Origin of the sequence: Syntrophobacter fumaroxidans MPOB (assembly GCF_000014965.1) — a bacterium.
Lineage (GTDB): Bacteria > Desulfobacterota > Syntrophobacteria > Syntrophobacterales > Syntrophobacteraceae > Syntrophobacter > Syntrophobacter fumaroxidans.
The window spans coordinates 3208704-3223163 of the sequence record NC_008554.1; the positions used below are offsets into that span (position 1 = coordinate 3208704).

16 protein-coding genes are annotated in these 14460 nt (G+C 60.6%); 11 read left to right on the top strand and 5 right to left on the bottom strand.

Annotated features, from left to right (window positions below; translation table 11 throughout):
• Positions 1-7 precede the first annotated feature (7 nt).
• The 3 genes from yidC (at position 8) to mnmE (ending at position 3878) form a co-directional block, all read left to right on the top strand.
• Positions 8-1669, top strand: coding sequence for a membrane protein insertase YidC (yidC, locus tag SFUM_RS13470; protein WP_011699443.1), 1662 nt, complete (start codon positions 8-10; stop codon positions 1667-1669).
• A gap of 65 nt (positions 1670-1734) precedes the next feature.
• Positions 1735-2415: an RNA-binding cell elongation regulator Jag/EloR gene (jag, locus tag SFUM_RS13475; RefSeq protein ID WP_011699444.1), complete on the top strand. Its 681-nt coding sequence runs from the start codon at positions 1735-1737 to the stop codon at positions 2413-2415.
• 50 nt (positions 2416-2465) lie between these two features.
• Complete coding sequence (mnmE, locus tag SFUM_RS13480; RefSeq protein WP_011699445.1) at positions 2466-3878, top strand: tRNA uridine-5-carboxymethylaminomethyl(34) synthesis GTPase MnmE; 1413 nt, start codon at positions 2466-2468, stop codon at positions 3876-3878.
• 480 nt (positions 3879-4358) lie between these two features.
• Here mnmE and SFUM_RS13485 read toward each other — a convergent pair whose 3' ends face one another.
• Positions 4359-5441: an IS110 family RNA-guided transposase gene (locus tag SFUM_RS13485; RefSeq protein WP_011697153.1), complete on the bottom strand. Its 1083-nt coding sequence runs from the start codon at positions 5439-5441 to the stop codon at positions 4359-4361.
• A 318-nt stretch (positions 5442-5759) separates the two neighbouring features.
• Between SFUM_RS13485 and rsmG the strand changes: the two genes are divergently transcribed.
• Positions 5760-6422: a 16S rRNA (guanine(527)-N(7))-methyltransferase RsmG gene (gene rsmG / locus SFUM_RS21870; RefSeq protein ID WP_011699446.1), complete on the top strand. Its 663-nt coding sequence runs from the start codon at positions 5760-5762 to the stop codon at positions 6420-6422.
• Here rsmG and SFUM_RS13495 read toward each other — a convergent pair.
• Together SFUM_RS13495 and SFUM_RS13500 are read right to left on the bottom strand one after the other, a co-directional pair.
• Positions 6398-7783 (bottom strand): nicotinate phosphoribosyltransferase, encoded by a 1386-nt coding sequence (locus SFUM_RS13495; RefSeq protein ID WP_011699447.1) that lies wholly within the window; start codon positions 7781-7783, stop codon positions 6398-6400. The two genes, rsmG and SFUM_RS13495, sit on opposite strands and share 25 nt — an antisense overlap.
• Positions 7780-8361: a cysteine hydrolase family protein gene (locus SFUM_RS13500; RefSeq protein ID WP_011699448.1), complete on the bottom strand. Its 582-nt coding sequence runs from the start codon at positions 8359-8361 to the stop codon at positions 7780-7782. Before SFUM_RS13500 ends, SFUM_RS13495 begins: the two co-directional genes overlap by 4 nt.
• A 250-nt stretch (positions 8362-8611) precedes the next feature.
• Here SFUM_RS13500 and SFUM_RS13505 point away from each other — a divergent pair, with 250 nt between their 5' ends.
• The 7 genes from SFUM_RS13505 (at position 8612) to SFUM_RS13535 (ending at position 13446) form a co-directional block, all read left to right on the top strand.
• The gene (locus SFUM_RS13505) at positions 8612-8866 is read left to right on the top strand and encodes a DUF6504 family protein (protein ID WP_011699449.1); all 255 of its coding nucleotides are present in this window, start codon (positions 8612-8614) and stop codon (positions 8864-8866) included.
• Between the two features lie 134 nt (positions 8867-9000).
• Positions 9001-9771: a ParA family protein gene (locus SFUM_RS13510; RefSeq protein WP_011699450.1), complete on the top strand. Its 771-nt coding sequence runs from the start codon at positions 9001-9003 to the stop codon at positions 9769-9771.
• Positions 9772-9774: 3 nt separating this feature from the next.
• Positions 9775-10632 carry a ParB/RepB/Spo0J family partition protein gene (locus SFUM_RS13515; RefSeq protein WP_011699451.1) on the top strand — a complete coding sequence of 286 codons (858 nt, stop codon included), beginning with the start codon at positions 9775-9777 and terminating at the stop codon, positions 10630-10632.
• 21 nt (positions 10633-10653) lie between these two features.
• Complete coding sequence (locus SFUM_RS13520) at positions 10654-11088, top strand: DUF3842 family protein (RefSeq protein ID WP_011699452.1); 435 nt, start codon at positions 10654-10656, stop codon at positions 11086-11088.
• Complete coding sequence (gene cobU, locus SFUM_RS13525; protein ID WP_011699453.1) at positions 11085-11621, top strand: bifunctional adenosylcobinamide kinase/adenosylcobinamide-phosphate guanylyltransferase; 537 nt, start codon at positions 11085-11087, stop codon at positions 11619-11621. Before SFUM_RS13520 ends, cobU begins: the two co-directional genes overlap by 4 nt.
• A 7-nt stretch (positions 11622-11628) precedes the next feature.
• Positions 11629-12375 (top strand): adenosylcobinamide-GDP ribazoletransferase, encoded by a 747-nt coding sequence (gene cobS, locus SFUM_RS13530; RefSeq protein ID WP_011699454.1) that lies wholly within the window; start codon positions 11629-11631, stop codon positions 12373-12375.
• 63 nt (positions 12376-12438) lie between these two features.
• The gene (locus SFUM_RS13535; RefSeq protein WP_011699455.1) at positions 12439-13446 is read left to right on the top strand and encodes a biotin--[acetyl-CoA-carboxylase] ligase; all 1008 of its coding nucleotides are present in this window, start codon (positions 12439-12441) and stop codon (positions 13444-13446) included.
• Positions 13447-13470: 24 nt separating this feature from the next.
• Here SFUM_RS13535 and dksA read toward each other — a convergent pair whose 3' ends face one another.
• Positions 13471-13833, bottom strand: a complete 363-nt coding sequence (gene dksA / locus SFUM_RS13540; RefSeq protein WP_011699456.1) for an RNA polymerase-binding protein DksA — start codon at positions 13831-13833, stop codon at positions 13471-13473.
• Positions 13834-13908: 75 nt separating this feature from the next.
• Positions 13909-14409, bottom strand: coding sequence for a cyclic pyranopterin monophosphate synthase MoaC (moaC, locus tag SFUM_RS13545; RefSeq protein WP_011699457.1), 501 nt, complete (start codon positions 14407-14409; stop codon positions 13909-13911).
• Between the last annotated feature and the right edge of the window lie 51 nt (positions 14410-14460).

The following is a 14460-nucleotide window of genomic DNA, read 5'->3' on the forward strand; positions in this document are numbered from 1 at the left end:
TTCCCGAATGGAAAAAAGGGCCTTGATCGCTTTGGTTCTCTCTCTGTTGGTACTCGTTTTCTGGGAGATGTACTTCGGTCTTTTCCGCATGCCCGCACCTCCCCCCAATAAGACCGAGCAGGCGGCACCGACGACCACTCAGCCGGCAACCCCTCAAACCGTGCCGCCCCAGGCCGCGACGCCGCAGGCCCTGCCCCAGGATCACGTGTTTCGGCCCGATCAGCAGTTCCAGTCCTGGGCCATAGAGGATCCCCTGTACCGGATGAATATCATCGCCCCCGGCGCGCGCTTGAGCTCTTTCGAGCTGAAGAAGCACCGCAAGGCGGTCCAGCCGGACTCGCCCCCCATGCAGATGGTGACGTCCCAGACCGGCGGCTACCTGCCCATGGCCATAGATCTCCTCCACCACCAAGACTGGCAGCTGTCCACGCGGCCGTTCTTCAGTGAGGCCGGTCCGAAAACCGTTCTCGAGGACAAGAAACCGAGGGTGCTCTCCTTCTCCACCGAAGTGCCCGGCAAGGTGCGGGTCACCAAGTCCTTCACCTGCTCGCCCGAATCGTACCTCCTCGACCTGGAGGTGCAGATCGGGAACCTCTCCTCCGAACGGCTGGTCGATCAGATGGGCATCAGTTTCTACTTTCTGCCTTTCAGCCCGCCCGAAGAAGAGAGCTCTTACAACCCATCACAGTTGACGACCCTCGAGAAAGGATCGCTGAAGAACTTCACGACCAAGGATCTTTCCAAGTCGGACCTGGTCCTGAAGCCGCCCATGACCTGGGTGGCCTACGAGAACAACTTTTTCATCAACGCCATCATTCCGGTGGCGGAAGGCGGATACCAGTTCGTGCCGCGCATTCTCGACGCGACCAAGGGGCTCCTTCAGCTCGTGTACCTCACGGATCCGTTCCAGCTCGAGGGCAACGAAACGAAGTCCTTCAAACTGCGTTTCTACATCGGCCCCAAGGAGCTCAGCACCCTTGCCCGCGCGGAACACCAGCTCGCAAGCGCGGTCGACTACGGCTGGTTCACCTTCATCGCCAAGCCGCTGGTGTACGTCCTGGACTGGTTCTACCGGTACACGCACAACTGGGGAGTGGCCATCATTTTGCTGACGATCGTCATCAAGATTCTCTTCTGGCCGCTCACTCAGAAAAGCTACCAGTCCATGCAGAAGATGAAGAAGATCCAGCCGAAGATGACCCAGATCCGCGAAAAGTACAAGGGCGACCGAGAGAAGATGAACCAGGAGCTGATGGGCCTTTATCGCACCTACAAAGTCAATCCCATGGGCGGTTGCCTGCCCATGCTTCTCCAAATCCCGGTGTTTTTCGCCTTGTACAGAATGCTCAACGGGGCCGTCGAGCTCCGGCACGAACCGTTCATGCTCTGGATCGACGACCTCACCGCGCCGGACCGCCTGCCCATCGGTTTCGACATACCGTACCTTGGAGGCCTTCCGGTACTGACGCTGCTCATGGGAATCACCATGTTCATCCAGCAGAAAATGACCCCGTCCGCCGGAGATCCCAGGCAGGACCAGATCATGATGATCATGCCGGTCATGTTCACGGTTTTCTTTGTCAACTTTCCCTCTGGTCTTGTGTTATACTGGCTTGTGAATAATGTTCTCTCGATTGCGCAGCAATACTGGGTCAATCGCCATGCATGACCGTCGTCTCCCCCCCTTGCATGCACCTAGAGTCGGATCGGTTCGGAGATTGAACGGAGGAAATCATGTCAGTCCTTGAATTCGAGGAAAAATCCGTCGAGGAGGCCATCGCCGCGGCGTGTGAAAAGCTCAGATTGCCTCGCGAAAAGCTCGATATCGAGATCCTTTCGAAAGGTTCTTCGGGTATCTTCGGTATTGTCGGCACAAGGAAGGCAAGAATCAGGGTGACCACCAAGGTTCCCGCCGTCGAGGCGGCGGCGGAACGGGCCAAGGAGATTCTCTCCAATATTCTGCGGCATGTTGACCTGCCCACGGTGATCGAGTGGGAATCAAGGGATGACCATTTCTACCTGAACATCATCAGCAACGGCTCCGGCTTGCTGATCGGCAAGCGCGGCAAGACTCTGAACGCCCTCCAGTACCTCGTGTCCAAGATCCTTCAGAAGGAAATCGGGGAAAACTATTCCGTGATCGTGGACACGGAGAACTACCGGACCAAGCGGGAAGGAAGCCTCACCGAACTGGCCCAGCAACTGAGTGAAAAAGTCAAGAAGTCTCACCGCCCGCTCACGACCGGTCCCATGAACGCCCAGGACCGGCGGATCATTCACCTCGCCCTGAAGGAAGACCAGGAAGTCCGCACCAAGAGCAAGGGTGAAGGGACGTTGCGCAGGGTGGTCATCTATCCGGTCAAGAAAGGCCGGAAACCCTCCAGAACGATTGCCGACGACACCGGTCAGCAATAGACGGGCGCCTGCTTCAGTGGCGCGGTTGTTTTGATTGGTCCCGATTTTATATGGTGGAATTGAAAGGCACGCACGATACGATATGCGCCATTGCCACTCCCGTCGGTGAAGGGGGCATCGGGATCATCAAGATCAGCGGACCGGAAGCGACGGCCATCGCCCGCAGGCTGTTCATGCGCTCCGGGTCCGGCTCCGGGCTCGAATCCCACCGGCTCTATCACGGCTGGATCAAGGATCCCGTCACCGGCCAATCCCTCGACGAGGTCCTGGTCGGCACCATGGCCGCACCGCACACCTACACCCGGGAAGATGTAGTCGAGATCAACTGCCATAGCGGATTCGCGGTACTGAACCGTATCCTCGAACTGGTTCTGAGGGAGGGTGCGCGCCTGGCCGACCCCGGGGAGTTCACCCGGCGCGCGTTCCTCAACGGCCGCATCGATCTGTCCCAGGCCGAAGCGGTCATCGAGGTGATCCGTTCCCGGTCGGAGCAGGGGCTGCTGCTCGCCAACAGACTCTTGCGGGGGGCTTTGGGAGAAAAGGTCCGGTCGTGGAGGGAAGGGCTTCTCGAGTTGCAGTCGCGCATTGAAGCCACGATCGACTTCGAGGACGACCTCGACGAGGATGCGCTATGCGCCGTGTCGGATCGGGCTCGTTTCGTGACACGGCTGGACGGGGAGCTCATCCCCGCGCTGTCCGCAGCTCTCGAGTCCGCCGAGCGCAGCCGGGCGCTTCGGGAAGGGGTGAGCCTGGTGCTCGCGGGCAAGCCCAACGTCGGCAAGTCTTCCCTCCTCAACGCTCTGGTCGGCAGGGACAGAGCCATCGTGACCCCGTTTCCGGGAACGACCCGCGACGTGGTGGAAGACACCTTCCTGCTTTCCGGAATTCTCGTCAGGGTGCTTGACACCGCGGGGCTCCGGCACGATCCCGACGAAATTGAATCCTTCGGCATCGCCAGGACGATTCAGTCGCTGGAGGAAGCGGATATCGTCTTGTGCGTCATGGATCGAAGCCGCCCCCTGTCGGCGGAGGATGACGCGGTGGTTGAAGCGGTGGCTTCGCGGCCCTTCGTCATCGTTTTGAACAAGGAAGATCTCCCGCCGGCGATCTCAACCGGGAAAATCCGGGAGCGATACGGAGAAAACGTGCCGATCATGGCCATTTCCGCACTGCGCCCGCCGGACGTCGAGCGGCTCCGGGATTTTCTGAATCAGCGCTTCCTGCGTCTTCCGCTTGAACAGTCGGGCTCGGCGATCGTTCCAAATTTGAGGCAACGGGGCTGCATCGAAAAAGCCCTTCAGGCAATGATCCGCGCGAGAGACCTCATCTCCGGGGGGGGCTTCTGGGAACTGGCGAGCACGGAGCTCCGGACCGCGCGCAATGAACTGGACTCGGTGCTGGGCTGGAACGGCGACGATGCGCTGCTGGATCGAATTTTCTCCGATTTTTGCATCGGGAAGTGAAAAAATACGGGGTCACCCATTTAAAAGGCTGGGGTCAAGAGAAAAAACCTCCCCCAACGCAAGGAAGACACCTTTTTGCGAAAAACGATCCAGGCCGAGTTTGCCTCCCGGGGCGGATCGCGTTTCGCTCACTGTTTTCCTGCTATGTGCAATCGTCACCTACATCCTCGCAGCTCCCGCAGTTTCCTTGGGTTTTCGCGGTCAGTTTCTGCCGCACCAGTCACCCATCAGGATTAGGGTCGTTTCGGAAAGAATTCCTGTGTTCTCGACCCTTTCCGCCCGAGGCGGACCAGAAAATCTTCGGTTCCATGCCATGTCCAAACGATTTTTCAAACCTCATGGTTGTTAACCACCCCTTAGTGGCTCACGGCATGGGCGGCAAAGATGTCAATGACTTTATCGGGCCGGGTGGAACGGCTTTCCAATCAAACCTCGTGGTTTTGCCAACCCCATTGCAGGTTTGCCGTCCCAGCCGATTGTTTAACGCGTGCCCCTTTCCCGACATGGCACATGCGCTCTGCCCGGCTCCTGTGCCGGGGGTGATCGCCCGAATAGCTTTTCAGGCATGAAAACAACGTTGTCCTTCATGAGATAATAAGCCGCCCTGGCCAGTTTGTGGGCAAGGGCCTGGTGGGCCACCAGGAAGTTGCTCCGATGCATCTTGCGATTGTAATAGCTTCTGCATTCCGGATCAAATCGTCTTGCCAATTCGGCGGCTTCCGAGAAGGCCCAAGCCAGATACTTGTTGCCGTTCTTCTTGTTGCCCTTTCCCTTTGCTTTCTCATTGCTGGTCCATCTGGAACCGACTTTACGGCAATAGGAGACATAATTGCCCACCTTGGGGAAGCGGCCGATCGGCCCGGTCTCCAGCATGATGGTCAGCGCCAGAATCCTTCCGATTCCAGGGATTGTAAGAAGATTCCGGTAGGAATCTTTAAGGCTCGTCTTCCTGGCAACCGCAATCTCGATATCCCGGATCATCCGGGTGAGAAAATCAATGGTCTCCTTGCTGACCCTGCCGGCCATGGCCAGATCCTCGTTTTCTTCGAGCAACGGGGGGATGCGGTTCTTCTTAAGCCTCTTGACCTCATTTGCATTTACCCGCAAACCGCGGTTTCTGGCCACTATGTTCTGCAAGCTCAGGATGAGCGAGGTTCTGAGCTTGACCAGGTGCCCTCTCTTCCTTAGCAGATCCCGTAAGGGTCTTTCCTCTTTCGGGTAGATGTACCCCTCGGGCAGTATCCCGAGTCGCAGCATCTCGGCCAGCCAGAATGCATCGTACTTGTCATCGCAATGCTTGAGCCCCGAGTACTTTTGGATGGCTGCGGGGTTGGCCAGATGCACTCTCAGGCCGCTTTCATTGAGCGTGTCCACAAGCCAGTACCAGTTGAAGGTCGACTCCACCGCCACGCCCATCATTTGATCCCGATAAGGCTCAAGTGCCGACACCACCTCCTCCCCGTCATTGGGGAGCTTGCACCTCAGAGTCCTCTTCCCGCTTTCGTCGACAATTGCCAGATAATTGCTGCTTGCATGTAGGTCTATCCCCGCATACAATCCCATAGGGCACCTCCCCGTTTAAAGTCGTCAGCTTTAGCGCCATAACAGGATAGCATCTTTCCCTGCTATGGAGGGAGGTGCCTTTTATATGATTATCAAACCTACACTTTTCACAAATTTCCATGCGCCGTAGACTCGCGACGAAGCAACAAACCCTCGGGTCGATGGGATGCTCTCGCAAATGGGCATTCTCCCCGGGCACCCTTGAACGATAGAAACCGGCTCCGAGACCGCATGATTCCACTTTCCACGAACGGCATCGATCCCGACGCAGGGCATCGGCCCCGCGAGTGTTTCCCACGGAAGGCGGGTTGATCCTCGATGCGAGAGACACCATCACCGCAGACGCTGAGAGCATTCCTGAACGGTCACGGCATTGCCGTGTCCCCCCAGCAGGCGGAGATGCTGTTCGAACACGTTCGGCTGATGCTGGAATGGAACCTCAGGTCCAACCTGACCCGCATCACCGAATTCGACCGGATCCTCACCGCTCACCTTCTTGATTCGCTCCTGCCCGCCCGCTGGCTCCCGCTCACCGGGAAGACGCTCGATGTCGGCACCGGGGCAGGTTTTCCGGGGGTTCCCCTGAAAATTCTGCACCCGGAGACGCAGATGTATCTCCTGGAATCCAACCGCAAGAAGGTGAGTTTTCTGAAGGTGCTCCTGGCAGGCCTTTCGTTGCCGGGGATTCACGTTCTGCACGGCAGGTGGGAGGAGCCGGAGGGCTGGTTCACGGAAGAAGACGAGCGCTTCACGGCGGTGATCATGCGCGCCGTGAGGGTTGAACCCGGGCATCTCACCCGGCTGGCCCCGCGGGTATTGCGACCGGGAGGGGTCTTTGCCTCGTGGGCGGGAAGCGGTACGGAAACAGCCCTTGAGAACCGGCGGACGCACGCGTATCCGGCCCCCGCGGAAACGCGGTCCTACGAGCTCCCGGGCATGTCCGCTCCCCGGCGGCTCTATCTTTGGCGTATGGAAGGCTGACGCACCTCTTCAATCATGACCCGGTCGGTGACCTGCTCGTCCATGGCCATCAATGCAGGACTGATGCGGACGACATAGCGCTCCGTCGGAATGATTTCACGCAGAGGCAACGGCAGCGTTTCCCATTCCCGGCGGAACCTGGACCGGATCGTCTCGACGGACTCCGGGGCCCGCGCGGGTCGCCCATCTTCCACCAGGACCTCGAGGAGCGGCTCGCCGGTTGCCCGATCGTCCGACGCGAGGGTCAGCAGATCCTCGCACATCATGCCCCGGTCGTCATAACGGCGATAGATCTGCTTTCTTCCCACCCAGGTTTTCTTCCCGCTGCTCAGCTTCAGCACCGGTCGGTGGTCGTATTCGACCAGTTTGTAGGCGATGTCGAGGTACGGGGAGTCGGCGGAGACGCCCATCTTGGTCCCCACGGCGAACGTGTCGATCTGCGCCCCCGCATCGAGCAGTTCCTTGAGCCCGTACTCGTCGAGGCTGCCGCTGGCCATGATCTTCACATCCGGAAAGCCGGCCTCGTCAAGGATCTTCCTGACGCCTTTGCTCAAGCTCACGAGGTCTCCGCTGTCCAGCCTCACGCCCTTGAGCTCCCGGCCCTGCGCCCGCAGCATGCGCGCGATCTCGACCGCTTTCGCCGCCCCGCTCAGCGTGTCGTAGGTATCGATGAGCAGCACGGTGTTGTCCGGAAAAGCCCGGGCAAAGGCCAGGAAGGAATCCATTTCGCTGTGAAAGCTCGTGACGTAGGAATGCGCCATCGTCCCGAACACCGGAATCCCGTAGATCTGCCCGGCCAGCAGATTGCTCGTTCCCTCGAAACCGACCAGGTAGCTCGCCCGGGCGGCTTTCACGCCGGCATCCACGCCCTGCGTACGGCGCAGGGAAAAATCGATCAGACCTCTTCCTCCCGCGGCGTGGACGCAACGCGCGGCCTTACCGGCGATCATGGTCTCCAGTTGGATGACGTTGAGCACCAGCGTCTCGATGATCTGTCCCTCGATGATCGGGGCGGTCACCTCCAGGATCGGTTCATTGCAAAAGAAGATACGCCCCTCCGAAAGGGCGCGGATCGAGCCCGTAAAACGGAACCGCCCGAGGTAATCGATGAAATCGGAGGCGAATTTCCCCGTGGAGGCAATGTATTCCAGGGAGGACTCGCTGAACCGGAATTGAGCCACCGATTCGAGCAGGTGTTCGATCCCGGCCGCGATAAAATACGCCCGGTGAGACGGGTAGTCCCTGACGAACAGGCTGAACGTCGCCTCTCCGAACATGCTTTCCCGGTAGTAGCTCGCGGCCATGGTGAGCTCGTAGAGATCGGTGACCAATTCGGGAGCGTATCTGTTCCAGAGGTTCATGTATAGCCTTTCGTTGAGGAGGGTGCCGACGGAGCCTCACCTCCGAGGAGTTCCCGGGCGGTGGCGAGCTTCGCGCCGTATACCCGGAGCATGCGCTTCAGCGCCATTTCATGCGCCTGAGGATCAAAGTCGGCCACGGCGTCAACCGGGATCACCACGGCGTAGTCCCGGTTCCTCGAATCGCCCGCCGTATCCATGACGCAAATGGAAGTGCACACGCCGGATATCCATACTTCCTCCGTGCGGGCGGCTTCGAGGATCTCGGCAAGCCGGTTCCCGTAGAAGCCCGAGAACCTGGCCTTGTCCACCACCAGGGCTTCCGCCGTGGGCTGCAGTTCCGGAATGATCCGCGAGCCCCAGCTGTCCTTGACGGCGTGCCGCGCAAACAGCTTGAATTCCCTGTCGTCCTCGGCGTGAGCGTCCCGCAGGTAGATGACCGGCTGATTTTCGGCGACGAAACGGGTGATGAGCGCCTTCACAACGGGGATGATTCGCCGGGCCTCATCCCCGCAGTAGAGGGCCCCTGCGGGATCCATGAAATCGTTCAGCATGTCGATCACCAGCAATGCTCTGCGCATGGGTTCCTCCCTGCCCGCATCCGGCCGACGCCGGTAGAGATTGAACGACCGGCGAAAGGGGGCCGCAATGCCGCCGCGATTTTCAGAGAACCGCTGCGGGCTGAATGCCCGGAAACCCGGCACAGCCGGACTTCCGGACGGGTCTCATTATAATCATAGCAGAAATGTTTGGCTTTGAGTTACCATCATTGTATAAGTTTTTTGCCCGATCGAAGACAAAAAACAGCCGGCCGGGACGGACCCTGAGCGCATGGAATTTGAAAAGGTCAAGGTATACACCCGCGACGAATACAAGGGGGCACAGGAGCCGGTTGCTTTCGTGTGGCGGGGCCGCCGTTATGAAGTTGCGGAGATCCTTGACCGGTGGTATGAAGGCCGTCTGGATTCGACCCGGTTTCCATTGAGCTATTTCAAGGTGAGGACCGGGGAAGGGGAGTTGCATATTCTGCGCTACCACGAATTCTTCAGAGCCTGGGGGATCAGGGTCCCGCGCGAATCAGGGTGAGCGGCATGCCGCGCGGGAGCGGTACCGGCGGCGAGTGCCCTGGATGACCCGGCGATTTGCGTGGAAAGTGCGGACAGGGGCAGCGTTTCGTGCATGACGGCCCGGCTCGAGGATTGGGTCCCACGAGGAGGTTCATGTCCAGGATCATCGCCATTGCCAATCAGAAGGGGGGAGTGGGAAAAACCACCACCGCCGTCAATACCGCGGCGAGCCTTGCCGGGAAAGGGCAGAAGGTCCTGCTCGTCGACTGCGATCCCCAGGGAAACGCATCGAGCGGCCTGGGAGTCCGACTGGAACCCGGCGCCCCTTCGTTCTACTCGTTTCTGGTGGGAAATTCCAGCCCGGCTCCCATTCGACACCCCCTGGCTCCCTCACTCGATCTTGCCCTGCTCCCGGCGCATCCGGAGCTGAGCGCGGCGGAATGGGAAATCGTCTCCGTCGATCGTGCCGAACACCTTCTGGGCCGACGGCTGGCCTCCATCAGCGACGATTACGACTACGTGCTGCTCGATTGCCCTCCGTCCCTGGGGCTTCTGACCATCAATGCGCTGACCGCAGCTCACAGTCTGCTCATCCCGCTGCAGTGCGAATACTACGCCATGGAAGGGCTGACCCTGCTCCTCGACACCTTTCATCGAATCAAGCTGCGCTTCAACCCCGATCTGCGGATCGAAGGGGTCGTGCTCACCATGTTCGACCGGCGCAACAACCTGGCGCACCAGGTGGCCAACGAGATTCGCAAGCACTTCCGATTCCGCATGTTCCGTACTTTCATCCCCCGCAACGTCCGGTTGAGCGAATCTCCGAGTTTCGGGCTGCCCGCGCTGCTCTACGATGCCGGTTGTCCGGGGGCGAAGGCCTACCTGGAACTGGCCGATGAAATCCTCAACGAGGGAGGGCACTGAACCATGGCTGAGAAAAAGCGCGGCCTGGGCCGCGGGCTCAACGAACTCCTCTCCCCCGCGAACTGGCTGAAAGGGACCGACATTCAGCTTTTTTACTGTCCCATCGACCGGCTCCAGCCGAACCCGTACCAGCCCCGGCAGAACATCCGGGACGGGGAACTGGACGAACTGGTCGAGTCCGTGCGATCCAAGGGCATCCTGCAGCCGATCCTGGTGACCCGGACCGCGGACAGGGACCGCTACCAGATCATTGCCGGCGAGCGCCGCTGGAGGGCCGCGGGCCTGGCGGGGCTCGGCGAGGTGCCGGTGCTGCTGCGCGAGGCCACTTCCTCGGAGGCCCTGGAGTTTGCCCTGATCGAGAACATACAGCGCAAGGACCTCAATTGCATCGAAGAGGCGCTTGCCATCCGGAAGCTCCAGGAGGAATTCCATCTCACCCAGCAGGACATCGCCGACCGGGTGGGAAGGGACCGTTCCACGGTCGCGAACCTGCTCAGAATCCTCCAGCTTCCCGGGGACATCCAGGAGAAGGTCCTCAACGACGCAATCACCATGGGGCACGCCCGAGCGCTCTTGAGCCTCCCCGACGCGGAGGCGCAACGAAGATTGTGCGGCCTGATCATTTCGCGCGGCCTCTCCGTGCGGGAGACGGAGCAGTTGGCTGCCCGGGGCCAGGCCCCGCCTCCTCCGAAGGAAGCCGAAGACCCCGGCCTTGCGGGGCTGAGCAGGGCACTCCAGGACCGTCTGGGCGTCAAGGTCCGGCTGAAACGGAAAGGAGAGCGCGGCAGCATCACCCTGTCGTTCCGTTCGGAGCAAGAGTTTCAGGCACTGCTCGATCGCCTGGGACTGAACTCACAGTGACCGATTCAGGAGGGATTTCCTTTGATCCGGATTGCCGTAATCGACGGCCAGGGAGGCGGAATCGGCGCCACCGTCATCAAGCGAATCAAAGAAGTGTATGGCGAAAGGGTGGAGGTCTGGGCGCTGGGAACCAACGCGATCGCCACTTCCCAGATGATGAAGGCCAGGGCGAACCGGGGAGCGACCGGGGAAAATGCCGTCTGCCATTGCGCCGGCCGGGTGGACGTGATCGTGGGCGCGGTCTCCATCCTTCTGGCCCATTCCATGATGGGGGAAGTGACTCCGGCCATGGTCAACGCCGTGGGGGCGTCAAAGGCGCACAAGCTCATTCTGCCCCTGACCCAGGAGCCGCTGACGGTGGTGGGCGCGGGACGCGAACCGTTGCCTCACCTGGTGGATAAGCTGGTGGTCGAGCACCTCGCCCGTCATGTTCCACCGGGAGCCGAACCCGCATGAACGCTCATTCCCTCCGGCCAAGCCCGCATCTCGTCCTCGGCGGCGCTCGCAGCGGGAAGAGCTTCTACGCCGAGAGCCAGATTGCCGGGTTCGCCTCGCCCTATGTTTACGTGGCCACGGCCCGGGTTCTCGATGCCGAGATGAGCGAAAGGGTCGGAAAGCACCGGGAGCGGAGAGGTCCCGCCTGGGAGACGATCGAATGTCCCTGCGATCTCACGGCGACCCTGAAGCTCCTTCGTGAACGGAACCGGCCCGTCCTGGTCGATTGCCTCACGCTCTGGCTGACGAACCTCATCCTCGGGAGCTCGCAGGAAGCATCCGAGCAGAGCATCGAGGAACTGTGCGAATTCCTCAGGGGAGCGAACTATCCTCTGGTTCTGGTCGCCAATGAAGTGGGTTTCGGAATCGTCCCCGACAACCCGCTCGCGAGGCGGTTCAGAGACCTGGCCGGGCTGGCGAATCAACGCGTTGCCGCCGAATGCGCCGCGGTCACCCTGGTGGTTGCGGGGATTCCGCTTCCCTTGAAAGGATAGAGCTTCCATGTGGAGCCATTTTGGAACGGCGCTGTCCTTCCTGACCCTCTTCCGCTTGCCCTTCACTTCGCCGCGAACACTTACTCCGCAAGAGTTGGCGGAGAGCTTCTCCTTTTTCCCGCTGGTCGGGTTGATCCTTGGATTCTGCTACGCCCTTCCGGCCCGCGTGCTCTCCGGGGTCGTGCCGTCGCTTCTTTTGGCGGTGGCGATCACCGCCCTGACAGCCGTTCTCACCCGCGCTCTGCACCTGGACGGGTTGGCCGACCTGGCCGACGGCGTGGGAGGGGGGTACGACCCGGAACGTCGCCTGGAGATCATGAAAGACAGCCGCACCGGGGCCTTCGGGGCGCTGGCGATCGCCCTGGCCGTCGCCTTCAAGGTGGCCGCTCTGGATGCCGTCATCCGCGCGGGGTCTTTCCTTCCGCTGCTGCTGGTGCCCGTGGTGAGCCGCCTTGCGATGGTCCTGGCGGCCTATCGGAGCCCTTACGCCAGGAAGGAAGGCGGCCTGGGCAAGCCGTTCCTCGAACACATCGCCCGGCGCCATCTTCTGACGGCCCTGGGGCTCACCGCCGTTTCCGCATTCCTCGTCCAACCGGTGTTCGGGCTTTGCGCCCTTGTGCTGGCAGCCGGGACCGTCCCGGCGTTCAGGCTGTTGTGCCGCCGGTGGCTGGGCGGCATGACCGGGGACGCCCTGGGGGCGCTCAACGAGATCGTGGAGGTCCTGCTGCTCTCGGCAGCGGCCTGCATGTACTGAAACCGGGTTGATTGCCCGGAGTGAAACCATCGCCCGATTTCAGCCGGAAAGGACGCACCATCGATGGATGCACCGGAAGCCACTTCCCGCCAGGTTCTGAGGGAGCTGCGCAAGAACCCCGGCGCTTATGTCTCGGGAACGATGCTTGCCGACCGCCTTGGCTTGAGCCGAACGGGAATCTGGAAGCACATACGCAATCTGAAGTCCCTCGGGTACGGAATCGTCAGTCATCCGCGCGAAGGATACAAGCTGGTCGAAGTTCCGGACACGCTCATTCCGGAGGAGGTTGCCCACGACCTCCGCACATCGTGGCTGGCCGGGAACTACCACTACTTGGCGACCGTCGGTTCGACCAACGACGTCGCCTTGCAACTGGCTTTGGAGGGAGCGCCCCACGGCACGGTGGTTTCGGCCGAAGAACAGACCAGGGGACGCGGCCGGTTGCGCCGGGACTGGCTTTCCTCGCCCCGGCGAGGCATCTACATGACCATCCTTCTGAGGACCCCGCTGCCCGTGCGCGAAGCTTCACAGTCCGTGTACATCGCCGCGCTCGCCCTCGCCAAGACGCTCCACTCGACGTTCCGCCTCCCGTCCTCCATCAAGTGGCCCAACGACGTTCTCGTCCGTCACAAGAAAGTGGCCGGGATTCTCACCGAAATGCAGTCCGACCAGGAGCAGACCCGTTTTCTGGTGATCGGCATCGGGATCAACGTGAACCATACGCAAGAGGAGCTTGCGGGGCCGTTCCGCTACCCGGCCACATCGGTGGCCGTCGAGCTGGGCCGGCCCATCCGGCGGCAGGAGCTGATGAAGTCTTTTCTGGAGCGTTTCGAAATGGAGTACGACCGGTTTCTCGATGAAGGCTTCGGGGCTATTCTCCCCGAACTTGAGGAATTCTCGGACATTCTGGGAAAGAACGTTTCCGTTCTGTGCGGCAAGGAAGAAATCGAAGGCAGGGCACTCGGGTTTACCCCCGAAGGCGCCCTGGTCCTCCTCACCCGGGAGGGCAGGAAACAATCCATCTGGGCGGGTGACGTCACCCGGGTGGAAGGATCACTCCAAGACGACTGATGCTTTCCGTACGACTGGCGCGGCTTAGGTGCCTCTCGCCTTCTCGTTCGCTTCCTGTTTCCTCTTGCAGTCGATGCACAGAGTGGTGACAGGGCGAGCGTTCAATCGCTCGATGCCGATGTCGTCGCCGCACATTTCGCAGAGGCCGAACGATCCGTCTTCAATGCGCTGGAGAGCTTCACGGATTTTCAGGATCAGCTTGCGCTCGCGGTCCCTGATCCTCAGCATGAAGTTCCTGTCCGACTCGAGCGTGGCGCGGTCCGTTGGATCAGGAAACGTCTCCTCCGTATCGGTCATGCCGGCGACGGTTCTTTCAGCTTCAACGTAAAGTTCGTCAAGTCGTGCCAGTAGGATTTCTTTGAACTTGGCTTGAGTCTCCTTATCCATACCTGCCTCTCTTCATGATATATTTAAACGATTTTCGCTATCATACTCGCGCCGAAGAGTAAAGCGAAATTCGTCTCAAGCCCGCTCGAATGTGCCGCTTTTGCCTCCGCTTTTATAGAGCAGCCGGATGTCCCGGATCACAATGCCCCGATCGACGGCTTTGCACATGTCGTAAATGGTCAGGCCGGCGTGGGCGGCGGCAACCAGGGCTTCCATCTCCACCCCGGTCCGGTCCAGGGTTTTTACCCGGGACAGAATCCGGATCTCGTTTCTTGCCGGATCCGCGGAAAACTCGATCTCGACCCCGGTGACCTGCAGAGGGTGGCACAGGGGTATCAGCTCCCAGGTGCGCTTGGCCGCCATGATCCCCGCAATTCTCGCGGCCTCGTAGACGTTCCCCTTGGCGATGGTGCCTTCGCTGATGCGCGTGAGCGTCTCCGGAGAGACCTCGACCGTCGCCTCGGCCCTCGCCTCTCTTGCCGTCCGCTCCTTCCCGCTCACATCCACCATGCGCAGCCGTCCCCGCGCATCGAGGTGGGTCATTTCCTTGCCTGGTTCGGTCATGGCGCCTTCCATTTCTTCCCTGGAAACGGTCGTCGCGGAACCCGGTCGTGCCGATTCAACCGT